General features: G+C 67.2%; 25 protein-coding genes. 8 read left to right on the top strand and 17 right to left on the bottom strand.

What is annotated here, in order from left to right; translation table 11 throughout:
- Positions 1-4: 4 nt before the first annotated feature.
- The 6 genes from V7S47_RS20915 to V7S47_RS20890 form a co-directional block, all read right to left on the bottom strand.
- A complete protein-coding gene (locus V7S47_RS20915) occupies positions 5-682 on the bottom strand; it encodes a hypothetical protein (RefSeq protein WP_336563381.1) in 678 nt (225 codons plus the stop codon).
- A gap of 254 nt (positions 683-936) precedes the next feature.
- Entirely contained in the window at positions 937-2,118 is a 1,182-nt protein-coding gene (locus V7S47_RS20910) for a tyrosine/phenylalanine carboxypeptidase domain-containing protein (protein WP_336563380.1), read from the bottom strand.
- Positions 2,119-2,518: 400 nt separating this feature from the next.
- A complete protein-coding gene (locus V7S47_RS20905; RefSeq protein ID WP_336563379.1) occupies positions 2,519-2,977 on the bottom strand; it encodes a hypothetical protein in 459 nt (152 codons plus the stop codon).
- Positions 2,978-3,076: 99 nt separating this feature from the next.
- Positions 3,077-3,436, bottom strand: a complete 360-nt coding sequence (locus V7S47_RS20900) for a hypothetical protein (RefSeq protein WP_336563378.1) — start codon at positions 3,434-3,436, stop codon at positions 3,077-3,079.
- Positions 3,433-3,687, bottom strand: coding sequence for a hypothetical protein (locus V7S47_RS20895; RefSeq protein ID WP_336563377.1), 255 nt, complete (start codon positions 3,685-3,687; stop codon positions 3,433-3,435). Before V7S47_RS20895 ends, V7S47_RS20900 begins: the two co-directional genes overlap by 4 nt.
- 1,208 nt (positions 3,688-4,895) lie before the next feature.
- Positions 4,896-5,165, bottom strand: coding sequence for a hypothetical protein (locus V7S47_RS20890; protein WP_336563376.1), 270 nt, complete (start codon positions 5,163-5,165; stop codon positions 4,896-4,898).
- Between the two features lie 52 nt (positions 5,166-5,217).
- Between V7S47_RS20890 and V7S47_RS20885 the strand changes: the two genes are divergently transcribed.
- On the top strand, positions 5,218-6,156 hold the full coding sequence (locus V7S47_RS20885; protein ID WP_336563375.1) for a hypothetical protein: 939 nt from the start codon (positions 5,218-5,220) through the stop codon (positions 6,154-6,156).
- 738 nt (positions 6,157-6,894) lie between these two features.
- Here V7S47_RS20885 and V7S47_RS20880 read toward each other — a convergent pair.
- From V7S47_RS20880 to V7S47_RS20865, 4 genes are all read right to left on the bottom strand, one after another.
- On the bottom strand, positions 6,895-7,212 hold the full coding sequence (locus V7S47_RS20880; protein ID WP_336563374.1) for a hypothetical protein: 318 nt from the start codon (positions 7,210-7,212) through the stop codon (positions 6,895-6,897).
- A gap of 141 nt (positions 7,213-7,353) precedes the next feature.
- Positions 7,354-7,926, bottom strand: a complete 573-nt coding sequence (locus tag V7S47_RS20875; RefSeq protein WP_336563373.1) for a hypothetical protein — start codon at positions 7,924-7,926, stop codon at positions 7,354-7,356.
- A 47-nt stretch (positions 7,927-7,973) separates the two neighbouring features.
- A complete protein-coding gene (locus V7S47_RS20870; RefSeq protein WP_336563372.1) occupies positions 7,974-8,387 on the bottom strand; it encodes a hypothetical protein in 414 nt (137 codons plus the stop codon).
- A gap of 2,076 nt (positions 8,388-10,463) precedes the next feature.
- On the bottom strand, positions 10,464-10,628 hold the full coding sequence (locus tag V7S47_RS20865; RefSeq protein WP_336563371.1) for a hypothetical protein: 165 nt from the start codon (positions 10,626-10,628) through the stop codon (positions 10,464-10,466).
- A 75-nt stretch (positions 10,629-10,703) separates the two neighbouring features.
- Between V7S47_RS20865 and V7S47_RS20860 the strand changes: the two genes are divergently transcribed.
- Positions 10,704-11,264, top strand: coding sequence for a hypothetical protein (locus V7S47_RS20860; protein ID WP_336563370.1), 561 nt, complete (start codon positions 10,704-10,706; stop codon positions 11,262-11,264).
- Between the two features lie 48 nt (positions 11,265-11,312).
- Here the strand turns inward: V7S47_RS20860 and V7S47_RS20855 are convergent, their stop codons facing one another.
- The 4 genes from V7S47_RS20855 to V7S47_RS20840 all read right to left on the bottom strand — a co-directional run bounded on the left by V7S47_RS20855 (position 11,313) and on the right by V7S47_RS20840 (position 14,720).
- Positions 11,313-12,872, bottom strand: coding sequence for a hypothetical protein (locus V7S47_RS20855; protein ID WP_336563369.1), 1,560 nt, complete (start codon positions 12,870-12,872; stop codon positions 11,313-11,315).
- Between the two features lie 137 nt (positions 12,873-13,009).
- A complete protein-coding gene (locus V7S47_RS20850) occupies positions 13,010-13,423 on the bottom strand; it encodes a hypothetical protein (RefSeq protein ID WP_336563368.1) in 414 nt (137 codons plus the stop codon).
- Positions 13,420-13,734, bottom strand: coding sequence for a hypothetical protein (locus tag V7S47_RS20845; RefSeq protein ID WP_336563367.1), 315 nt, complete (start codon positions 13,732-13,734; stop codon positions 13,420-13,422). Before V7S47_RS20845 ends, V7S47_RS20850 begins: the two co-directional genes overlap by 4 nt.
- 725 nt (positions 13,735-14,459) lie before the next feature.
- Positions 14,460-14,720 carry a helix-turn-helix domain-containing protein gene (locus tag V7S47_RS20840; protein WP_336563366.1) on the bottom strand — a complete coding sequence of 87 codons (261 nt, stop codon included), beginning with the start codon at positions 14,718-14,720 and terminating at the stop codon, positions 14,460-14,462.
- 95 nt (positions 14,721-14,815) lie between these two features.
- On the opposite strand from V7S47_RS20840, the gene V7S47_RS20835 reads away from it, so the two are divergent.
- Entirely contained in the window at positions 14,816-15,475 is a 660-nt protein-coding gene (locus tag V7S47_RS20835; RefSeq protein ID WP_336563365.1) for an HNH endonuclease, read from the top strand.
- A gap of 178 nt (positions 15,476-15,653) precedes the next feature.
- Here the strand turns inward: V7S47_RS20835 and V7S47_RS20830 are convergent, their stop codons facing one another.
- On the bottom strand, positions 15,654-16,070 hold the full coding sequence (locus tag V7S47_RS20830; RefSeq protein ID WP_336563364.1) for a DUF4439 domain-containing protein: 417 nt from the start codon (positions 16,068-16,070) through the stop codon (positions 15,654-15,656).
- Positions 16,067-16,564, bottom strand: coding sequence for a hypothetical protein (locus V7S47_RS20825; protein ID WP_336563363.1), 498 nt, complete (start codon positions 16,562-16,564; stop codon positions 16,067-16,069). Before V7S47_RS20825 ends, V7S47_RS20830 begins: the two co-directional genes overlap by 4 nt.
- A gap of 99 nt (positions 16,565-16,663) precedes the next feature.
- On the opposite strand from V7S47_RS20825, the gene rimP reads away from it, so the two are divergent.
- The 3 genes from rimP (at position 16,664) to V7S47_RS20810 (ending at position 19,495) form a co-directional block, all read left to right on the top strand.
- Positions 16,664-17,158, top strand: a complete 495-nt coding sequence (gene rimP / locus V7S47_RS20820; RefSeq protein WP_336563362.1) for a ribosome maturation factor RimP — start codon at positions 16,664-16,666, stop codon at positions 17,156-17,158.
- Entirely contained in the window at positions 17,158-18,141 is a 984-nt protein-coding gene (gene nusA / locus V7S47_RS20815; protein WP_090852588.1) for a transcription termination factor NusA, read from the top strand. Before rimP ends, nusA begins: the two co-directional genes overlap by 1 nt.
- 148 nt (positions 18,142-18,289) lie before the next feature.
- Positions 18,290-19,495 (top strand): S1C family serine protease, encoded by a 1,206-nt coding sequence (locus tag V7S47_RS20810; RefSeq protein WP_336563361.1) that lies wholly within the window; start codon positions 18,290-18,292, stop codon positions 19,493-19,495.
- Here V7S47_RS20810 and V7S47_RS20805 read toward each other — a convergent pair.
- On the bottom strand, positions 19,481-20,245 hold the full coding sequence (locus V7S47_RS20805) for a glycoside hydrolase family 16 protein (RefSeq protein WP_336563360.1): 765 nt from the start codon (positions 20,243-20,245) through the stop codon (positions 19,481-19,483). The two genes, V7S47_RS20810 and V7S47_RS20805, sit on opposite strands and share 15 nt — an antisense overlap.
- A 78-nt stretch (positions 20,246-20,323) precedes the next feature.
- Between V7S47_RS20805 and V7S47_RS20800 the strand changes: the two genes are divergently transcribed.
- A complete protein-coding gene (locus tag V7S47_RS20800; RefSeq protein ID WP_336563359.1) occupies positions 20,324-20,713 on the top strand; it encodes a YlxR family protein in 390 nt (129 codons plus the stop codon).
- A gap of 103 nt (positions 20,714-20,816) precedes the next feature.
- The coding region (locus tag V7S47_RS20795; RefSeq protein WP_336563358.1) for a translation initiation factor IF-2 N-terminal domain-containing protein at positions 20,817-21,280 on the top strand (464 nt) is incomplete at its 3' end.

Here is a 21,280-nt window from a genome sequence, read left to right as displayed (position 1 = left end):
CGTTCTAGGGGCAGTAAGCAACCGCACAGGGAGTGGTCTCGCGTTCAGGGTTGAGCCCGATGCTGGCGGTCACCCCGGTCGGTCGTACGGACGGTGCGGTACCGGTGGCCAAGCGCAGGTCGCCGAGTTGGTCCTCGGTGACGTTCTTGACGAGCACTGGTCCTTGGCAAGCGACCCACTCACCGCGAGGGTGGCAGGTGATTCCGTAGGCGAACTCGGCTTGGGGTTCCTTGTCACCCCACCACCGGACGGTCGACCGGACGATTCTGGCGCTATAGGTGGTGTCGCCCATGACGACCTGTCGCTTACCTTCGCCCGGGGTGAGCGCCCAAACGGCCTGCGCGGATGTTTGTTCTTTGCGGGGGCGTCGGACGATGACGTTGGCAATGACTTCGTTGTCATCCTTGTTGTAGGCCCAGGACCAGATGCGAATCGAGGACTCGCCGACCTTGGGGAGCGTGTCCCCTTCGGCTGCGGCGCTAGTGGCTTCGGCTGGCTCGGGGGCGAAGACCTCTGAGACTGCGCCGGTGCGATGCTCGACGGCTGCGATGATGAACGCCGTCACGCCAAGGCCGAGCACAGACAACACGGTCACGGTGACGAGGATCGTGTTCTTGACGCGGCGCGAGCGGGTGGCGGCGTCGCGGAGCCGGTTGATGTCACGGGTGGTCTGAAAGTCCATCACCTGCTCCTTGTTTCGATGCGGCGGAGGGCTTGTTCGGTGGCTTCTTTGAGACGTCGCCGCGCGTCTGGGCTGCGGACGACTCGGGTGCGCAGGTAGACGTACTCCGCGACGATTGCAGCGACTGCTACGGCGTCGCGTGCTGCTGCCCGCTCGACACCTCTTAGGTCACTTTGTCGTCGAGGCACTACTCAGCACTCCACGCGGCTTAGTGTCGGCGGGCTCATCTGAGGGACCTGGTTGAGAGCGGGTCTCTAAAGTCCGTTGCGGAGGCGTTCGGTCGGCATGGCGCGGGTTGCACCTTCAAACATGCCGTCGGTGTGCATCTGCTCCACGAGAGGCAGACACGACAGGCCCCACTTCGAGGACATCAGCAACGGCAACACTCCCTCGCCGTGGTCGGCGATATAGGACCGGACAAGACGATGGCCTGAGGCATAGACATGGTCTTTCGTGTACGCCCCCGGCAGGGTCGGGTCGGCGAGCCCACGCTTGACGCGTAGCGCGGTTGTCGCGGCGAGACGCGAGGGCAGGTAGCGGCTGAGGACGTTGAAGACGTCATAGATGGACCCGTGAAGGGCGATGTCGACTGCGACGACTCGCGCGGCGTAGCGACGGGCGGCAACCGACCCGAGACCGAGTCGGTACTCCCACCAGACAGCCAGCCCTTCTTGGGTCAGGTGAGCATCCGGACCTAGGAAGACTCCGGCGATGGTGCCCGAGGCGGACTGGGCGTTGATTGTGCGGTAGGCGTGTGTGCCGATCTCGTGCACGAGGGTCCGAGCGACCTCGGGGGTCGGCCAGTCTCGGAGGTGCTGAGAGAGCCAGACGACCTTGCGGGCAGACGAGACCACCGAGTCCGGCAGCATCGGCTTCACTGAGACCGTCCAATCCGTCGTCACCTCGTCGAGAAGACGCTGGCACCGCTCGACGACCTGCCCCAGTTCCTCACTGGCAGCCGTTTCCGCTTCTTTGGCGCGTCTGGTTGTGCGGATGACTCCAGAGGCGGGGTGGGCCTCCAGGAGGGTGTAAGCCTCCTGGATAACTGACTGCTCGGGTAGGCCGAACTTCGTGGATGACCAGTCGGTGAACGTCTGGTTGGCCTCGGCGGGGTGGACCTTGTCGGTGCGTACGTGCGTGAACGTGTCGACGACGTGGGTCGCCTGCTGAATGTAGTGGTGGACGAGGTCGGCAGCGGGGTGGTCAAGGTTGTGCAACTGGGCGGCGGCCTCGCGGATCTTCTCGTGGGCGCGGTCGAAGAAGGCTGGCTCGTAGTGCCAGTTCTTCCTGTTCAAGGATCGACCGGCGGCGAGGTCGTTAATGACCTGCTCGTAGTGGGGCACAGTGAGCCACGAGGTGGTCGAGACTGCCCGACGGACTTCTGCGAGCGGAGCATCGGCGCGCGATCCTTCCGCGAGCCACCACTGGGTGCGCATTACGTGGCCTGCGCGTGTACGGAATTCCTCAGCGTTCAACCGTGGAGCGTTTAACCGCGACTGGTCACGTGAGTGAACATGCGTAGGCGAGTGCAACGTGGACTCGCGACCGCCGAGTCCTTCCGGCTCGTCAGACGCGGCACCCGGCGTCATACCGAACGCCGTCAGGTCGGAGCCCGCGAGACCAGAGACCGCGAGACGTGAGGTAGACGCACGCGGAGTCGTGGAGCGCATCGTCACGGAGCGACCGCTGTAACCCTTGCCTCTCGCGGTTACCTCCGGGGTCTCTGCTGCTTGGTCCGGCTGTTCGGGTGGGGTTGGCTGACCCATGGGAGTCTCCTGCTCTTCCATCGTTCCCAGCCTCCGAAGTGGGTTGGGTTCTGAGATAGGTCGAGGATGGTCACCGGTTGGTCTGGATGTCCCGTACTGCGCGCAGGCGGGCCAACTGGGCGTCAGTCAGCCGGTCCACAGCCTCCCGGGTCCGCGAGTTGAACCGGTCGCGGCGTGACGGCGCAGGCCGCACCGATGGTGGCCCTGCAACACTCGGCGCGACAACAACAGGCGGCAAGTCCTCGAGAGGGCTGTAGCGCGCGTGGTCATCGAGGACCGTTCGCCGTATGTCGGCTCGGACAGTTGCGTCGATCAGTGCAGCCCCGGTCATTGCTTCGGCAACGGTCCGAGCCATAGCGAAGGACTCGTCGAGTGCGTCGCGATCCACGGCTGCTTCCTGTCCTTTGCGCCGCGCGGGACCTTCGCGGTCGTCGAGTCCGAGGTTCAGTCCCGTACCGATGTCAAGGTTGGTGTCGATGTTGAGGTCGCAGTCGTTTCCTCCGGCGGACCCGGGTGACAGGTGTGACATGCCAACTCTCCTTCGCGACTGAACGACTTCGACTGGGGGCGATGCTGTGAGGCGGGTCTGGGCCACCGAATGAGCCCGTGTCCCAGACCCGCCGTGGTTTCAGCCCAGGCGCTGGATGCTGCGTGCCTGCAGGGCGGCCATCTGCTGGACTCCCTGGGCGACAATGTCGTCGACGTCCTTGCTGCGCAGCGAGTCACCGGACTCGGCGAAGACCTGCTCACGGAACTGGCCGAGCCGGTCAACGATCTGGGCGTTGCGAGCCACGAGGTTGCCCGCAGCCGTCGCGCGCTCCTGGTTGATCTCCCCGGTGCGCTGTACGTCGGCGACGGCGTCACGGTGCGCGATCTCCTTCGACACGAAGTTCGCGACCGCCTGGCGCTCTTCGCGCCATGCCCGCGACAGCGGCATGGGCGAGGTACTGGGAGTGGCCGTTCGGCGGACGGGCTCGATGCTGCTCATGACGCGGCTCCTTGCTGGGTAGGCGGATGGTTGGTGCGGTACAAGGTCGAGCGCCAGTCGGCTTCGGCCGCTCGCATCTCGGTCCGCTCTTGACGGTTGAAGGCCACGTCCATGAGTTCGTTGCCCTTGATTCGTTGACGCTCCTGCATCTCGGCGGCTTGCAGGTCCAGCGCCTTGGTGTCGGCCAATGCCATGGCGGTGACCATGTGATGGTGCGCGATGGCTTCTTCTCGGCGGTTCGGTCGGTACACGGGTGGGCTCACCTCCTCGGGTTCCACGACGGTAGATCAGCGGAACCGTGCGATCGGGAGCCACTTGACGTGCCCACAGCGAACTGGGCTCAGCGCTCACAGTCCCCGCCCAGCGCGAGGCGCTCGTGCACTCGACGTGTGTCTACCTCAACCACATTGAAGTGTGGTCGGCACACTGCCGACTCAACTTGGGTCATCAGCGAGGCGCTAATGCGACGCAGCAAAGTTCCTCACGTCGACCCCATAGACCGAGGCCTCGGTTGAGGAGTTCGTCGTCGATGAGGCCACGCAATCCATGCGTAACTCAGTGAGGACTCTGGAGTTGGTTTGCTGCCCGCGAAGCAGCCAGGCCTGAGGGCGTCGGCGACGCGCCCGTGGTCGCTCTGCTCAGTCCTCCAGTGGCCCTGGCTGGTTGGACGGCCGAGGCCTAGTCTCAATGGTTTGCGACATGACCCGGAGGGCCTGGCTGTTCAGCGTGAGCGTGAGGCCGCACTGAGGGCGTCGCTCAACTACGAGCGGGCCTTCAGAGCGGCTGGGGAGTCGTACTCGGAGGCCGACGAGGACGGAAACCTCATCGTGCACCACCCACCGGCGCTAGACCGGCCCGCGAGCACAACCTTCGACTTCGAGGCCATGGACCGGGTTCAGTCAGGCGTCTCGTCGGAGGACCTGCTGCGGGAGCGCGGCGAGCGCTAGTCGCGGGGCGTTCCTGTTCAGCCGGGAGCCAGGCCTGCCACGCGGACACGGACACGTTGCCGCCGCCCGAGCCCCAGAAGACCAGCGCCTCCCAGCCGCCCCCTCGCTGCCGCCAGTCCAGCAGCACCCCAGGACTCCGCTCATGCCAACACCCGTCCGGCGACATCCACACATGCTCCGGCACCGGATGTCCCTTGGTGCCCGTCCCGTCGTTCGCCCTCATGGAGCGGCTGAGAGCCCGACGACCATGTCCCATGGTGGGCACTCGGCACGGTGCTCCGTGGCGAGTGCGTCAGCCGACCGAACGAGTTCCTCGTAGTCCTCGAAGGCCGCGTCGAAGCGCGGGTCGGAATCCATGTCCGTGGGGAGCCGGTCGTCGTACTCGACCGTCCAACTGCCGCATCCGGGGCACCGGAAAACCTGGCAACCAGCCGGAGCCTTTGGCTGGTCCATCAGAGCGAGCAGCAACCCACCGCCGGGTGGGAAGAACGCGGGCACCATGCCAGTGTCCCTCAGACGTCGAGCGGGACGCCTCGGAGGCCAGCCAGCAGGTCGAACGGCGGGCACTCAGCCCGATGGGCCCGAGCGAGGGCTTCAGCGGTCTCCACCGTGCCCATGAAGACCATCATCGCGAAGCCGCCATCGCCGGGATGGTCGGCTGGGTCATAGGTGTATTCCACCTGCCAGGACTCGCAGCCGGGGCATAGATAGGCGTCGTGTCCGTCTTCAAGGTCCTCAGCCGCGACCATTATCCTCAGGATCCAGGGGCTGGGCTCGCTCACGTGGGCAGCCTAAGTGCCCGCGTAGGACCGTCGAACGGCCTACCGTCTCCCTATGCCTGTCTTCGATTGCAAGAGCGGCAATCATCTGCGTGGCGCGGCCCGTTTGGTCGGGTTGGCGGGCGTCAAGGAGGACCTGAACGTCGTCTTGGACCTCTGTCGTGAGGGGTCGCTGCTTATCGGGGGCAATCCGGACAACGCGGTGCACCTGGATGCCCGGGGCAGGACGATGCTCTATGCGCTGACGACGTCCGCGCTCATCACCTATGCGAGGTGCTTCGAGGGCGGGGTCCGCACGCGCCTCGACGTGAAGCATGTCCGTCAGGCAGCGGGGGTCAACGCGGACGCCGCAGCGAACGTCCACCGGCTGCTCATGCGGACGCGGGATAAGCACCTGGCGCACGCCGTTTCGCCCTACGAGACGGGCATCGCCAGCATCGTGGTCCGGCCGGACTTCAGCGTGTGGGGCATCAACGAAGGCGTCTTCAAACAGACAAGCGCGCCTGCGACCTTCCGGCTGCTGACAGACCTCGCGACCGAACTCCTTGTCGTCGTGAACACCCTCATCGCGAGGACGCGTGCCTCTGTTCTAGAGCAGGCGAAGGCTCTAACTCCGGAGGAGGTGGAGGCGCTCCCTGATGCGGTGTGGATGCCGCCGGACATCACCGACTTGGAGAAGCGGACCGGTGAACCGGTCGATATCCCGGAGGGCGGCGCATGGGGTTATGTGTTGCAACTCGACGTGCCAGACGAACTAGTCGATGGGCAGCCGGTTGAGCGGCATGCGGCCCCCGACGGGCCCAACCGTGTCCAGCACAGCGTCGTGGTCTCAGGCGTTTCGAAGGACGCCGTATTCAGGACCTTCAGGGGCCAACAGGATGTCCCGACGGGCGGGTTCGCGCCAGCAGACGACGTCTTCGAGGCACTGGAGTCCATCCCTGGGCTGCACGATGACCAGGCGGAGCGGGACAACACGGGTGGAGCGTCGACCTGACGTGAGGTCAGGGGGCCATCGCGACGACAGCCGCGAAGGGCGTGCATTCGAGGGCGTGCGCCGTGATGGCCTGCGCAGCAGCCGCCGCGTTTGGACGGTCCGCGACTTCGTCGAGGTGCTGCTCGTAGGTGTCGAGAGGCCGAGCGCTAGCCCGATGGCGCTTGTGGGTGAGTTCGTGCTCGTAGTAGAGCGCCAGGACCGTCCCGGTGGCGGTCTTAGAGGCCAGCGATGGCTTCCTGGAGTGCCCGGTTCGCCAGGTCTTCTTCGACCTGCTCGTCGACCGGCCGCTCGGCGGCTTCGAGGAGTGCCCCGAGGGTCACGTTCGCCTCCGTCTGGCCAGGTGCTGGCCCGTCGAGAGTGAAGGCCGGAAGGGACCGCTGGGCGACTGCGTGCGCCTCCCTGACCTGCTCCACGGTCAATCCATTGGTCTCGCCTCGTGCGATGGCGTTGATGCGGTCGCGTTGGTGGCGGCCAGCAGGGTCTTGTCGGCGGAGTTCGTCGAGGACTCGGCCTCGCATGCGAGTCTGGGCATGGCTAGCGAGAGCGGCCCCACCTGTCGGGTCCCAGGAGCATCCGCTTCGAGGAAGCAGATGCTCACCTCCTGCAGGAGGTCGTCGTGCTCGATGTGATGACCGCAAGTGCGGTGAAGGCAGGCGGCAGTCTTAGCGATGAGCCCGGAGTGGGCAGCGAGCAAGGAGTCCTCGGTCATGCACGCGTTATCGGCGTGCTGCGGGGTGGCTAGATGGGCTGGTGGTCTTCCTCGCGGGTGAGCCCGGCGAGACCGAGCAGCATGTCCAGTCCGGGGCACTCGGTTCGGTGGTCGTGGATGAGGTTGTCTACTGCGTCGAGCGTCTGGAGCGTCACGAGCAGGCCGTGTGAGAAGGCGTGCTCGTTTTCAACCTGCCAAGTCCCGCACCCAGGGCACACCATGATGCTGATCGACGCCCCCTTGCCCAGGGAAGGCATTGGAACGCGCCAGAGGTCCATCAGGTGCCAGGCCCAGGCCGGTGGGGGTTGAATTGGCGGGTCTTTGATAAAGACGGCTGACGATTCCACGACTGGAATCTAGTCGTCGAGGTCGCAGCAGCAGTCACCCACGGGCTCGCAGCAGTCGGGGCATCGGGACTTCGGGGAAGCCATGGTGAGGCTCGAACGGCGTCAGCCCCGCACCGTTGGTCTGACAGGGGGTGAGGCGGGTCAGGGGGCGATGGTTTGACCGGGCTGCCAGAGCGTGGCGTCGGCGGTGACCGCGTACCCCTGGCTGGTGGCAGCGGGGATGACTCGGTACTGCATGCGGGGGAGGACGACGCTCCGGTACGTGCCCGTGTCGGCCATCAGTCTCGGGTGAATGCTCACGTAGGCCTCCCCAGCAGCGGACTCCCTTTCGAGGCCAGCGAAGATGATGCGTTCGCAGGTCAGGAGCGTCAGGTTGACCTGCTGACCGGTTTGCCGGGCTTCCGTCATCCAGGTCGTCTCCCATGGGGCGTAGGTGAGCCCGTGCTGGGTCACCCCGGGACTCCATGGCAGGTGGCTAGGTGCACCGGCGTGACCCGCTGTGAACGCGGTCATGTAGGCGAGTGCGTCGGCCCGGATGCGGTCCAGAGTCGCGTCGCTGAAGCGAGCGCGGGTGGCTGCGGGGAGCAGGCTGGTGTCCATGCTGCACGGCTCGACAGCAGGCGCAGCAGATGCCGCGACCGTGGGCGTCGAGGACGTCAGCAGGCTGATGGTGACGACGATGGTGGTGGCGAGGGCGGCGATGGTGCGCTTCATGGTCGTGGGCTCTCTGTGCGCGTGGTGTGGGGCCGAGTGGATGGTGGTCAGTCGTCGCAGGCACATCGCAGGGCCTCGTCGAACCGGCCGTCGCAGGTCGAGCACGTGGTGCGAGCGGTGTCGAGGATGGCGAGGAGGGCCGCGCGCACCTCGTCGAGGTCTAGGCGGTAGCAGTAGGGGCAGTAGTCGTCCGTGCATTCGTCGGCGTCAGCCCACTGAAGGTCCTCTGCGTGGTGCTCGCGGCCATCGAGAATGTCCGAGGCAAGCGCGGCGGCGGCCTCGCGGGCGACCTGCACGACCTCGGTCGCGGATGTGGTCGCGTCGACGATGTCGCAGGTGTCAGCAAGTGCTTGGGCCCAGTGCAGTGAGAGCCCTGTGACGTGCTCTTTGTGGGCGGCGGCGATGGCGAGGTCCGCGCCCGAGAGTGCCCCCAGGAAGCGCTCAGTGGTGATCGTGCTCATCAGAACAGCGCTCCTTCGGACTCGTTGTAGTCCGGGGTGACCGGCACACGGGGCGTGGTCTCGCGCGGACCGTGTCAGACAGGCGCTTCTTCGGAATGTGGGGAAGAACTGCCTTGGGGGCGAATCGCTCGGGCTCATGGATGGCTGCGTTGACTAGGGCTTCGTTGACTTCGAAGATTCCGGCGACCTTTCGGCCCTGGCCAGGCTGGTTGTTTTGCTCTTCGTCTACTCGGCGGATGAGACCGGCTCGTTCGGCGGGCGTGTAGAAGGAGGCTAGTCGTTGCTTGTCGTCGATACCGAAAAGGTCTGCGCAGTAGACGCGCAGTTGGTTTCCGTGCAAGAGCCCGGTGTCGGGTTTCCGGGGGCAGTGCTTGATAGCGCGCACGAATTCGACCCAGAGTTCGAGGCCTCGGCCGCTGTCGTCCTTGGCGGCTGTGTTCGCGAGAATGACACCGTGTGGTGTGGGAGTTCCGAGCCACTGTTCGCTGGTCTCTTGGATGGGTTGTGCGTTGAGGAGTTCGCGTAGCGCGTCTACGCCCTCTGGTGCAGTTGTTGTTGGCAGCATGGTTTCCAAGGCTTTCTGTGGGGGTGTGTGGATTGGTCTCCTCCGGGAGGTGGAGGGTGCTGACCACTCGGCGGGGGTAATGTTGTTATCGGAGTGATTCCAGGCGACTTAACGCCGCGTTAGAAAATCTTTTCGGCGTTTTTCTGAGGTGTGGTCCGGGCGTGCCGACTACCCCCTCCCTCTGGTGCTGCGGGAGGGGGTAGTCGGCTCAGAAGAGAGCCCCGTCCGGGGGACTACGCCGATGACGTCATCGGCGTCGAAGGTGAGGGACATACCCGCTACCCGGTGGGTAGTTCCCTCGTCCCCTGGTAGATGGAAGTCCTCTAAGGTGACGAGGACAGCGGGTACACCCGACTTCCTGCGCCCCCGCCGCACAGACGCCAGGGGGACAAGCCCGCCTTCCACGATAATCTGCATCCCAGGCAGTAGGTCCCGCGCGGGTAGGGGGAGCACCTCAACCCCAGCGAGGGGCGGGGCAGGGTCAATGAGAGAGTCGACCCCCTCGAGGGGGAACCCGCTCAATGACCTGCCTGATTGGGCTGCGGGCAGGGAAGGGGTCGACCCGGTCGCCCCGTCCACATCTGTAGACACCCGCGTCAGTCCCTACACCCGCAGGAGCCATCAGACTCCCGCTCCCGGTGGCAGTCCCAGCACACCGAAGGGGCGGCGGCTGCGGGTAGTACCCGGAGGCAGTGGTCGTGCACTACCCCCGAGGTCCCGCTCGCTACCCGGTCGCCCCGGGAGATGGGCTGACGGCACGTCCCGCACCTCCCAGGGAAGCGGGCAGTGAAGGTCCTAGGCATCGCTGCTGCTCACCATCCACAGCACCGCCAGGAGCACCATCGGAATTGCCGCGATGACGCCCTCGACGCTGCCTCGTGAGAGGCAGCAGAGGACACCGCCTCCTGCCCACAGCATCATCAGTCGTGTCGGCCACGGGCTAACCGCCGGACGGTTTCCAGGGAGCCGTTTGGGCTTGCTCATCCCTGTGACACGGACACCCATCACGCACCCCGGTTGGGCGGTGCGGTAGGCAGGCCAGGACGAACTGGATTGACCTGAACAGCCGGGACCGAGACGAGAATGGTTGGGTCAGCGAGATATCGCCCGAGCAGGGTTCGAACGATTGTCGAGACGTCAGTTTCGGCGTCGAGGGCGGCGCGGCGGAGTGCCAGGTGCACTTTGCGGTCCAAGTCCACCGAGAGGCGGGCAGAAGTGCTCATGCTTCGTCACTAACGGCTCAATGCGTGAGTGGCCCCAGATGTGGATTTGTGGGCTCGCGACTCCCGACCAGGCCCTCGCAAGATTCGCCATCACCGTGAACGCCGCCCTGGCACCCCCCACGTTTAATCGCCGACTAAACCGCATGCGGGGAATTGGTCACGTAAGGGACCTGACCTGCGAAAACGCCTCGTCAATGCTGCGGGGAGGGCTTACGCCCGCGTCAACGTCAGGGTCGGAACCGCGTCTCGCGTGTCGCGTAAGGGCCCTATATGCATCGGCGTAAGGGGTCAGGCTTGCGGTGGCTCCTGGTCGGGCAGTGCGCCGTCTTCCGTGACCGCTTCATGCACCACCCGACGAGCATGCTCGAGAGCCTCATCAGACGGCATGCCGTGGACAGTGACCAGGGCGTCGACGAGCCGCCCCAGGCCGGTTGCGTGCTCTCCTTCGTCCATACCCGTCACCGTAGCCCGACCGAGTTGTCGGTGCTCGCCTCTAGGCTCCCCGTCCGTCGACCGGGAGGACCAGCCGTGGCCTTTGCACTGACCCGCAATTCCTGCGAGCACGAGCCCGCACCCACCGCACCTCTCAACGCGCAGACCGGCGAACCGTGGCCCCTTGCCATGCGTTTCGGGGGCGGATGGAAGTGGTGCTGGGCTGACGATGTCGAGGAACTCGTCGCCGTCCTCACCGGCAACCCCGACGCCTACCTCGAGGCCGTCAGCGAGCAGGAGCGGCTCGTCCAGCGCATCCGTACAGCCATTAGCATCTCCGTCAAGGTGCAGACCGAGGTCATTCACGCTGCTCAGCAGACCGGCGACTGGGACCGTCTCCGCGATTCCGAGAAGGAGATGCTGCTCAGCCCCCGCCACGAGCAGCCCGCAGGCCTCGATGAAGACCTTTTCGGGGAGCCTTGGTGGACCGCCGCCGTCCCGCTCCTGATCGTTTCGACAGGCTACTTGGACCGGCCGATGCCCCGAGGAAAGCACGTCTGGGTCATCGACCCGGGCCTCGGCGGGGAGGAGGATCTCCTCGACTCGCTTTGCGACCTCGGGGTCATCGAAGTCTTTCACCGAGACATCGACGACTGACATGCCCAGGGGTGCGGACAGTCAGGCCGCTGTCCGCACCCCTGGCGGTTACATCTCGCGCTGCGTGTACCTTACCGCGTCCCGTCCACCCGTGAGGGCGCGGTACGCCTTCTCCTCGGCTGCTGCCTTCTTGGACGCTGTCCCGGGCACGAAGTTCACGATGTCGGTCAGGTCGTGCTCGATGCGCCAGCGCAGCGCACCCACTGCGTCCATAGTCGGCGAGTGCCGACTGGTGAGGTTCGCGGCGAGGAGGGTGGCTTGCCAGCCTGTTTCGTACTGCTCTTTAACCAGGGCTGCGACCTCGGGCACGTCAGTGCGTCGAAGCGGGAAACGGTTCGCGGTGCTGCGGTCCACGAGCGCCGCGACGAGGGTGTGAACCCAGGACTCGAAGTCGGCCGTCGAGTTGTCCGTGCTTGCGTCTCCTGCATGCTGACTGTCGAGGCCCTTGGAGAGAATGTCCTGGAGGCGAATTTCTTCGACGGTTGCTTCGGCTCTATTGGCCCTCCCCGCCGTGGCGTCGGCTGCGTTGGACTTACTCGCCGGGGGTGGGAGGGCAGCACTGGAGGAATAGAACTCTTCTGAAGAACTGGCTTCCTTATAAAAAGGCTTCCGCGAAAACTGTTCACCTGTACCTACCGAAAGTGTCACCGGGGTACCTGCGGAAAGTGCCACCCCCCTACCTGTGGATAGTACCTGGGTCTTCTTAATGAGGCTCACCTTCCGGCGAAGCACACGAGCCCTTACCGGCGGGTCCAGCAATGCCGGGAGCAGTGTCCAATCGACCGTGATGATGTAGGGGGCCTGGCCGCCACCGTCCTCCCAATACTGCTCTTCCCAGGTGATCCACGGGTTCTCCTTGCAGACTCGGCGCACCACCGACCAGCACCGCTCGTAGGCTTCCCGGCTGAGACCAGAACGAGCGCAGATGTCCGCTGCGCCACTGTCGTGAGTGAAGCGCAGATTTCCAGGCTCGAAGTCGGCAGCAGCGGCGACCGCGAGAAGCCACCGCAGCACTTGGGCGGTGTCCCGACCGCCGTAGCGGGGGCCTTGAACAGCCCCGTGGACCCACTTGTAGACCCAGAGGGCCGCTTGGGGGATCTCGAGGCGCTGGCGATAGCCCGGGTCGGTGAAAGTCACGTCGTAGGGGGCACCGGCGTTCGACTGGCTGTACGCCGCGACTACTCCTGCTTTGGCGAGTGCATCCAGCACCTGCATGCCGTTCTTGGCGGATGTTGTGCCGCAGCGTGCGGAGATCTCCGCGCTGCGCCACACCAGGGACTTGGTGGTGTTGTCGCGGCGGCTCAGGCCAGCGACCGCCTTGAGCGCGTTCATGGGGTGCAGGTGACCTGCAGCGAGCGTCCTATCAACCCAGACTGTCTGGGCGTGGATAGCGCGACGAATGGCCCGAAGGTCATCCTCGTCGGCTGCGGACGGGTCGAAAGGTGTCTCAGGGAACGGCAGTGCAGACATGCGCGAATCTCGATTCTGGGGCGTTTGCCCGGTGACTAGCCGGGTGGAGTAGGTGCTCCGGGAATTCACTTCGGTGCTCGTGATGAACACCTTGAGGCCGAGGGGGTAGTTTTTCTGTGAATCGGCAGGCTCGCGCACAAGGAAGACCTCAAGTCATCAGTGGGTGGTGCCGATAGAGTTCGCAGAGAGCAGTGCTGGATGGGTCCTCGATTCCCCGGAAAGCGCCACAGCCCCCACCAGTTGACTCCTGGTGGGGGCCGCTCTGTTTGGGCGGGTTACGCAGCCTGTATGACTGCCGCCGCGAAGATCTGCAAGGTGAGAAGGTCGGCGTCACGGATGGCGGCACGGGCCGAGAATGGGGCTTGGCATCCCTGCCACGTGAGAATCGGGTGACCGTCACGGTTGCCGATGCACAGCCAGTCCAGGTGCCCCTCTGAATCCGAGTCGACGTAGTCGTCGTGACCGACCGGAAGACAGTCGCAGTCCTCTTCCCAGACAGTCCCGTTTCGGTCGATGTCTTCTGGCCTGTGAGGCTGCACCACTGCGAGAATCTCCGGAGCCCATTCTCGCGGGAACGTAATCTCGGGCTCGCCGGAGAAGTCCGGCTCCGCAGCGCCGGTCCACAGCATTCCGAGATTCTCGTCATCGACCTCGATCCACCGAAAAAGGACATCTTCTGCCCAACTCATCGTCCCTGCTCCTTCGCGATGATCTCGGTGACGGCGTGAAGCGTGTTGAGGGCAGCCCTGAAACCGACGAGTGAGCCTGCGCGAGCCGTCTCGATGTCGCGGGCAGCAGGAATGAGGACCTGGCGGGCGAGGCCAGGCGAGGCTGCATTCATCGCCGGAGCGGCGAAGTCGGCATCGACGGGTGTCTCCATGTAGGAGTAGGTACCTGTGTCGGCGTCCACGTGCGCATCGGTCATATCGACGAGGAACAGGGTGCCGTTTTCGTCGATTCGGATAGCCGTGTCGTGGCTGATTTCGATCTGCTGAGTCATCGTCGAGTCACCAGCCCATCTCGGCGTTGTAGACGGATAGTGGTGTGCAGTGGTCGCCGTGGAGTGTGCCGGGTGTCATGGGGAGGCCGTGTGCACAGATCTCGTGCATGGTTTTGCCTTTCAAGAGGGGGTGCCGGGGGAGTCGGGGGATGACCTGTCCGGCCTGTGTTCTCCATATCGGCTCACCGAATCGAAGAATGTACGGCGCGTGAGGATATTTTTCAGGATTCGTTCGGGTCCCGTTCTGTCGGTGGCTGCGTCTAGGGTTCAGATAGGCCAAGGCGATGCCGATACGTGTTGCGACCCGTTAGAGAAACGACATGATTGCGATGGAAAACAGCGTGTTGACCTATGCGAATATCGCTGCTCTGACCGGGCTCTCCCACGAGAACCTGCGAGGCCGCCTCTCTCAGGGCCGCATGCCTGAGGCCGACGGTCGCCTCGGTGCCACTCCCTACTGGCTTCCTCAGACCATCGAAGCCTGGGCTCCTGGCGGCGTCGTGCCCCGACTCCCACGCGTCGACCGTGGTGTGCGACGGGGGCCCCAGGCTCGGACCCTAGCCCGTCAGGCGCAGGCGGCCTGACCTCATTCTCATCCCCGGTGAGGGCGTCTGACTGACGACACGGCACGGTTCGCGCGTGAAGGGCAGGCGCTGCGGAGACCAGGAGGACCCGGCACCCCGAGGGGGTGGTGCCGGGCCCTTCTTACTCTTTCTTATTCGTTCTTACTTGGACTTGCGGGACGCTGGTTGCAGGGCCGCGTCGAGTACCGCGTCGATGTCGTCGGGCCAGAGCATGAACCGCTGGCCACCGATCTTGCGGCTCTGAATGACACCTTCGTTGATGTGCCGCTCCAGGGTGCTCTTGCCCATTCCGAGCACGTCGGCGGCTTGCTGGACTGAGAGTCGGACTCGGCCGTTGGGCAGGGTCGAGGCGGGCAGGACGACCGGCGACACGTCCGTCGCGGAGGGGGAGGGGATAGTCATGCAGGCGGCTATCGGCGTGATTTGAGCACGACCGGGGACCGCCGGGTCTAACTGAAGCGCTGCGCCGCAGCATCGGGGGAGGGCACTCTCTATATATGGAGCGTGCTGCCTTCACCTTCTCCGTCGTCGAGCAGTCGCGCCCCGAGCCGAAGCCGCGCAGTAGGTCACCGCGCAAACCCACGCGCTATGTTCCGAACCCGAAGGTTGACCGGACCTTCGAGTGCGCCAACTGCGAAGTCCACGTTTCTCATCACCGGCTCAAGGCGTTCTGCTCGATCCGCTGCAAGGAGATCGCCGACACCGTCCGCTACCGACGCAGCGTCGCCGAGCGGTTCGGCGACAGCCCACCCGAGGACGTCCTTGAGGCCGTGCGTACCAAGATGGCGTTCGCCCTGAGTGCCACTGGCTACGACCAACAGGGTCGTCGGTTGTCTGACGACCGGCGAGCCGAGGTCTGGGAACGCGACGGTGGGCTCTGTGTCCACTGCGGCGAGCCCGGCGAAGAGATCGACCACATCGACGGGTCGAGCCCCGACTTCGAGAACCTGCGGCTGCTGTGCCACCGGTGCCATCAGAAGGTCACCGAATCACACTTCCGCCCGGTCGCGGACGACGACATCGCAACGAAGCGACTCATCCTTGAGATCGAGGTTCGGGTTGTGAGCCCGGAGCCTCTCCAGGACTCCGATGCCGCCCAGTGGGGTGAGCCGGGTGCTTGGCAGCGATGGGTGCGTGGACACGAGGTCACGAGTTAGGACACGGTGTGTCCTAACGTGTCCTACTTATCGAGATTGAGCGAGGGAAACCGAGGGTTCCTGGCGCTCATCAGCGGCGACACGGAGCGTTAGAAGAGTTCTGTTCCAGAACCGGGGAGCATCTCGGGAGTTCCCCGCAACCGACCAGCACCGGGCCGCTGATGTATGTCCGGACCGCTCAGGTGCCGGGCAGGGGCTCGGGGTCGGCCCCGAAGGCCAGCCCCCGCACGGCGGCGTCGGTCAGTGCCCCGACGCCCCACCGGCGCAGCGCACCGCTCGTGCTGCCGACCAGGAACCCGTACGTCGCGGCGCAGCCGGTCTCCAGCTCGCGGGCCCGGGCCGTGACCGCCGCGACCGTCCCGAGGTCGGCCGGCAGCTCGTAGGCGGCCGCGGCCGGGACCGGGGCCGCGTCGAGCCGCAGCAGCCGGTCCACCAGCTCGTCGCGACGGTCGCGGTGGGCGACGTAGGCGTCGCGCAGAGCGCCGTACAGGGCCGGCTGGGCCGAGGCGGAGGTCTGAGCACCGAGGGCTCCGACGACGTAGACGGCCGCGTGCTCGGCGGCGAGCACGGTCTGCAGGACCTCGACGTCGCTCACCGGACCGCCAGCTGCTGAGCGACGGCGGCGGACATCGAGCCCAGGACCCGGGCGAGATCGCCACTCTCGGCGGCGACGGCCGCGGTGACCAACCGGCGCTGCAGGCGCTGCTCCTGGCGCACGACCTCGGCGGCGGCGACGGGCGCGGTGGTCGGGGAGGCCGACGGGATGGTCGGCTCCTCCGCGGGTGCGTCCAGCTCGGCGAGGTGTCGCCGGTGGAGGCGGACCAGCGGCCGGAAGCCGGCTCGGTCGGTCGCCGGCAGCGCCTGGACCGCCGCGAGGGTGGCCGTCAGGTCGGCGACGACGCTCGCGACGAGGACGGTGTCGGCGTCCTGCGGGGGAGCCGAGACGGCCGGGTCGTCCGGGTCCGCGGGGTCCGAGCGGGGGTCGAGGTCGTCCAGGTCACAGCCGCTGAGCACCCCCAGCCCGGCCAGGCCGACGAGGGTCGCGCCGACCGTCGTACGACGGGTGACGGAGGGGGGACGACGCGGCACGGCGCGACCCTATCCGCCGAGATGTCACCACGTCGCGCAGAGGCTAGGGTGGGCGACCAGGACAGGCACCAGACAACAGAACAGGGAGGTCGCGCAGCCGTGAGCAGGCCCAGCCAGGACACCATCAGGGACCGGATCGAGGCAGAGCTCGCCGACCCCCTGAAGGCGCTCGAGCTCGATGTCGAGGCGGTCGAGATCACCCCGGCCGGCAAGCGTCGCGTGCTGCGCGTCGCCGTCGACAAGGACGGCGGGGTCACCCTCGACGACGTCGCCGAGGCGACCCGCGAGGTCGACCGGGTCCTGGAGGCCTCCGACGTGATGGGGGAGCACCCCTACACGCTCGAGGTGACCTCCCGGGGCGTCGACCGCCCGCTCACCCTCCCGCGCCACTGGCGCCGCAACGCCGACCGTCTCGCGCGGGTCGTGCTCACCGACGGCTCGGACCTGGTCGGCCGGATCCGGTCGTCCGAGGAGGACCCGGCCGGTGCCGTGACCCTCGACGTCGACGGCAGCGAGCGCGTGGTGCCCTACGCCGAGGTCAGCAAGGCCCTGGTCCAGATCGAGTTCAACCGTGCCACCGAGGAGACTGACTGATGGACATCGACCTGAGCATCCTGCGGATGCTGGAGCGCGAGAAGGAGATCTCCTTCGAGGTGCTCGTCGAGGCCATCGAGCAGGCCCTGCTGACGGCGTACCACAAGACGCCGGGCGCGCAGGAGACCGCGCGCGTCGTCCTCGACCGCAAGAGCGGGCACGTGTCCGTGCTGGTGCGCGAGACCGACGACGAGGGCAACCACGTCGGCGACGAGTACGACGACACGCCGCAGGGCTTCGGCCGGATCGCCGCCACCACGGCGAAGCAGATCATGCTGCAGCGGCTGCGTGACGCCGAGGACGACATCCGCTTCGGCGAGTTCTCCGGCAAGGAGGGCGACATCATCTCGGGCGTGATCCAGCAGGGTCGCAACCCCGACGACGTGATGGTCGACCTCGGCAAGCTCGAGGCGCTGCTGCCGGTCAGCGAGCGGGTCCCCGGCGAGAACTACTCCCACGGCACCCGCATCAAGTGCCTGGTGGTCTCGGTCCGCAAGGGCATGCGCGGACCCCAGATCACCCTGTCGCGCTCCCACCCGAGCCTGGTCAAGAAGCTCTTCGCGCTGGAGGTCCCCGAGATCGCCGATGGCACGGTCGAGATCGCCGCGATCGCCCGCGAGGCCGGTCACCGCACCAAGATCGCGGTGAAGTCGACGACCTCCGGGGTGAACGCCAAGGGCGCCTGCATCGGCCCGATGGGCCAGCGGGTCCGCAACGTGATGGCCGAGCTGCACGGCGAGAAGATCGACATCGTCGACTGGTCCGACGACCCCGCCGAGCTGGTCGCGCACGCGCTGTCCCCGGCCCGGGTGCACTCGGTCGAGGTAATCGACCTGGCCGCGCGTTCCGCGCGCGTCGTGGTGCCCGACTTCCAGCTCTCCCTGGCCATCGGCAAGGAGGGCCAGAACGCCCGGCTCGCCGCGCGGCTGACCGGATGGCGCATCGACATCCGCTCGGACGATGAGACGGCCAGCGACGGCTGAGGCGGTGTCCCGAGTGACGTGAGGGACGAGCGTCGTATTGAAGGGACCGAAGCCGGCGCGCGAGACCGACCCTGGTCTCGCGATCAGACTCAGTCCCCGCACAGCCAGCACACCGAGATCCCGCAGGTCCCCGACGTGAGGTGTCCCCATGGACACCACGACTCCCGAGACCCCCGCTCCCGCTCCGGTCCCCGCGACCGCTCCTGCCGCTCCCGCCCGGCGCCGCTGGCGCTCGGTCGTGGCGGGCGGCCTGGCCGGCGGCGTGCTCGCCGCGGCGGTCGCCGTACCACTGACGTGGCGGGTGGTGGCGGCCGAGCCGACCGTCTCGCCCACCGCGAGCGGCGCGACCACGACGACGACCGAGACGTGGCCGCTTCCCGGCAGCGGCTCGCGGCCGGACTGGAGCGCCGCCGGTGGCGGGCCGTCCGGTGACGACGAGGCGGCGGTGGGTGGGACCACCGACACGGAGACCGACGCGACCGACGCCCAGTCGACCGGCTTGGTCCTGATCGAGACGGTCACCGCGGCCGGCGAGGCCGCCGGCACCGGACTGGTGCTGGACGCGTCCGGGGTCGTGGTCACCAACTACCACGTCGTCGAGGGCGCGACCGCGGTCAGCGTCACGGTGGCGACGACCGGGGCGACCTACCAGGCCGAGGTGCTGGGCGCCGACCCCGAGTCGGACGTCGCCGTGCTGCAGCTCGACGGGGCCGAGGACCTCGCGGTCGTCGACCTGGACGACGACGGGGTGAGCGTCGACGAGGCCGTCACGGCCGTGGGCAACGCCGAGGGGCAGGGCTACCTGTCCGCCTCGACGGGCGCCGTGACGTCCCTCGGGGAGTCGATCACCACCGCGGCCGAGCAGGGCATCGAGGGCGAGGACCTGACCGGGCTGATCCAGACCGACGCCTACGTCGTGGGCGGCTACTCCGGCGGCGCGCTGCTCGACGACGAGGGCGAGGTGGTGGGCATCACCACCGCTGCCTCCAGCAGCACCCGGGTCGCGGAGAGCTACGCGGTGCCGATCGAGGACGCGTTGGCCGTCGTCGCGCAGGTCGAGTCCGGCGAGGAGTCCGGGACGGTGCGGATCGGTGCGTCGGCGTACCTGGGGGTCGGCGTGGACCAGAGCCTCCAGGTCGGCTCGGTGGCGGCCGGCACCGCCGCCGCCGACGCCGGCATCGAGGCCGGCGCGACCCTGCGGTCCGTCGACGGTACGACGGTCGCCGACCTGGACGCGCTGAGCGAGGTGCTGGCCGACCTGGAGCCGGGCGACGAGGTCACGCTCACCTGGCTCGACGCCGACGGCACGACCCAGGAGGCCACGGTCACCCTCGGCTCGTCACCCGCGGCCTGAGACCTCGCGCACCTCGAGTCGCGGGACCAGGTGGTCGTCGTCACCGGCCGACCACGCGGGGAAGTCGAAGACGGCCAGCATCAGCTGGAGGGGGTACGTCGGGGGCCGCGGGCACCGGCGTACCTCCTGGTCGTCGACGCTGAAGACGGCCTCGTCGCCGTCCCACCGGGCCGCGTAGGTGTGCCACGCGGAGACGTCGAGGGGCAGCCGGGGCGCGGCGAAGTCCTCGGCCAGGTCGGGGTCGCGGAAGGCGTGGAACCCGTGGCCGACCTCGGCGCTGGCGCCGTCCGGTCCGGTGCGCAGGGAGCGTCCGAAGACCTCGAAGACGCAGATCTCGCCGCTCCGCTCGGGGCGGTCCTCGAACCCGACCAGCCACAGCGACGCCATCGAGCGGGGCGACAGCGTCATCCGGCAGCGGATCGCGGCCTCCGCCGGCGCTGCCAGCAGCCGGCCCTCGAAGCGCGGCTGCTCCTCCCGCACGACCTGACCGGCGCGGAACGGCTGCTGCCCGAGCGTGCTGCCGACCGGGCCGGAGAAGCTGCCGGACTGCAGGCCCGAGACCCGGATCGGCGGCTCGTGGTCGCCGGCGCACCACACCGGGTGATCGACGGGGAGCTCGAGCACCAGGCCCTCGGGGCCGACGCGGTGGGCGGCGGCGGACGCGGCGCGCGAGCTCCACGCGGGCAGGTAGTGCGGCAACCACCTGTCGCGGTCGAGCCCGGGCCCCGGGAATCGGTCCGAGAAAGTCACGGTTGAACCCTAAGGTCGGCCACCGACGCCGCGCCCGGTTCGGACTAGCACCCCGGTTGCGGGTAAGGTGGAGGAGCAGTGGCCCGCCAACAGACATCTTCGGCATGCCCGGACACCGCGACCCCGCTGGGGCCGGTCCGGACCTGCGTCGGATGCCGGGGGCGAGCCGCCAAGCGCGAGTTGTTGCGGGTGACCGTCGGCTCGGACGCGGACGGCCGACCAGCCGTCTCGCCCGATCCACGCGGCACCGCACCTGGCCGAGGGGCGCACCTGCACCCCACGACCGAGTGCTACGAGCTCGCGGTGCGGAGGAAGGCCTTCGCCCGTGCTCTGCGGTTCACCGCAGGCGGGGCGGGACTGTCCACCGAGCCGCTGGCGCTACACCTCGCCGAGCGCGATGCACAGCACGACGTACAGCACCACGATCCATCACCACCGACCGACAGAAACTGGAGCAGCAGCTCATGAGCACTCGATGAGTACTTCCCGATGAGTTTGCACAACCACTAACGGTCTCGAGCAACACCCCCGGACTTCCGAGCTCGCGGGTCTCGAGGCCAGAAGGAGAAGCGTGGCCAAGACCCGAGTTCACGAGCTCGCCAAGGAGTTCGACGTCGAGAGCAAGTTCGTTCTCGAGAAGTTCAAGGAGATGGGGGAGTTCGTCAAGTCGGCGAGCTCGACCATCGAGCTGCCGGCGGAGATGCGTTTCCGCAAGGAGTACGGCGAGAAGCTGAAGGCCGAGCAGTCCTCGGCCCCGGCTGCGCCCGCGCCCGCCGCAGCCCCCGCGCCGGCCCCGAAGCCGGCCGCGAAGAAGCCTGCCCCGGCTGCCGAGGCCCCGGCCTCGACGGCCCCTGCTGCTGCCGAGGCGCCCGCCGCCCCGGCCGCCCCCGCCGCCCCCCCCGCGCCGGGGCCCCCCGGGCCGCCCGGCCCCGGGCCCCCCGCGCCCCGGCGCGCCGGCACGACCGGCACCGGGGCCACCGGGGCCACGACCGCCGGGGCCGCCACCGAAGGCGGCCGGGGACTTGGGCATCATCG

The sequence above is a fragment of the Nocardioides sp. CCNWLW216 genome (assembly GCF_037120545.1).
Lineage (GTDB): Bacteria > Actinomycetota > Actinomycetes > Propionibacteriales > Nocardioidaceae > Nocardioides > Nocardioides lianchengensis.
This window is presented reverse-complemented; position numbering and strand designations above follow the sequence as displayed.

Excerpts from the sequence above, each read along its gene's own strand:
- V7S47_RS20900 (WP_336563378.1), bottom strand. The coding sequence starts at position 3,436 with ATGAGCAGCATCGAGCCCGTCCGCCGAACGGCCACTCCCAGTACCTCG.
- V7S47_RS20870 (WP_336563372.1), bottom strand. The coding sequence starts at position 8,387 with ATGAGCACGATCACCACTGAGCGCTTCCTGGGGGCACTCTCGGGCGCG.
- V7S47_RS20835 (WP_336563365.1), top strand. The coding sequence starts at position 14,816 with ATGGAGCGTGCTGCCTTCACCTTCTCCGTCGTCGAGCAGTCGCGCCCC.
- V7S47_RS20875 (WP_336563373.1), bottom strand. The coding sequence starts at position 7,926 with ATGAAGCGCACCATCGCCGCCCTCGCCACCACCATCGTCGTCACCATC.
- V7S47_RS20840 (WP_336563366.1), bottom strand. The coding sequence starts at position 14,720 with ATGACTATCCCCTCCCCCTCCGCGACGGACGTGTCGCCGGTCGTCCTG.
- V7S47_RS20810 (WP_336563361.1), top strand. The coding sequence starts at position 18,290 with ATGGACACCACGACTCCCGAGACCCCCGCTCCCGCTCCGGTCCCCGCG.
- nusA (WP_090852588.1), top strand. The coding sequence starts at position 17,158 with ATGGACATCGACCTGAGCATCCTGCGGATGCTGGAGCGCGAGAAGGAG.
- V7S47_RS20905 (WP_336563379.1), bottom strand. The coding sequence starts at position 2,977 with ATGTCACACCTGTCACCCGGGTCCGCCGGAGGAAACGACTGCGACCTC.
- V7S47_RS20865 (WP_336563371.1), bottom strand. The coding sequence starts at position 10,628 with ATGGACGAAGGAGAGCACGCAACCGGCCTGGGGCGGCTCGTCGACGCC.
- V7S47_RS20845 (WP_336563367.1), bottom strand. The coding sequence starts at position 13,734 with ATGACTCAGCAGATCGAAATCAGCCACGACACGGCTATCCGAATCGAC.
- V7S47_RS20850 (WP_336563368.1), bottom strand. The coding sequence starts at position 13,423 with ATGAGTTGGGCAGAAGATGTCCTTTTTCGGTGGATCGAGGTCGATGAC.
- V7S47_RS20885 (WP_336563375.1), top strand. The coding sequence starts at position 5,218 with ATGCCTGTCTTCGATTGCAAGAGCGGCAATCATCTGCGTGGCGCGGCC.
- V7S47_RS20915 (WP_336563381.1), bottom strand. The coding sequence starts at position 682 with ATGGACTTTCAGACCACCCGTGACATCAACCGGCTCCGCGACGCCGCC.
- V7S47_RS20910 (WP_336563380.1), bottom strand. The coding sequence starts at position 2,118 with ATGCGCACCCAGTGGTGGCTCGCGGAAGGATCGCGCGCCGATGCTCCG.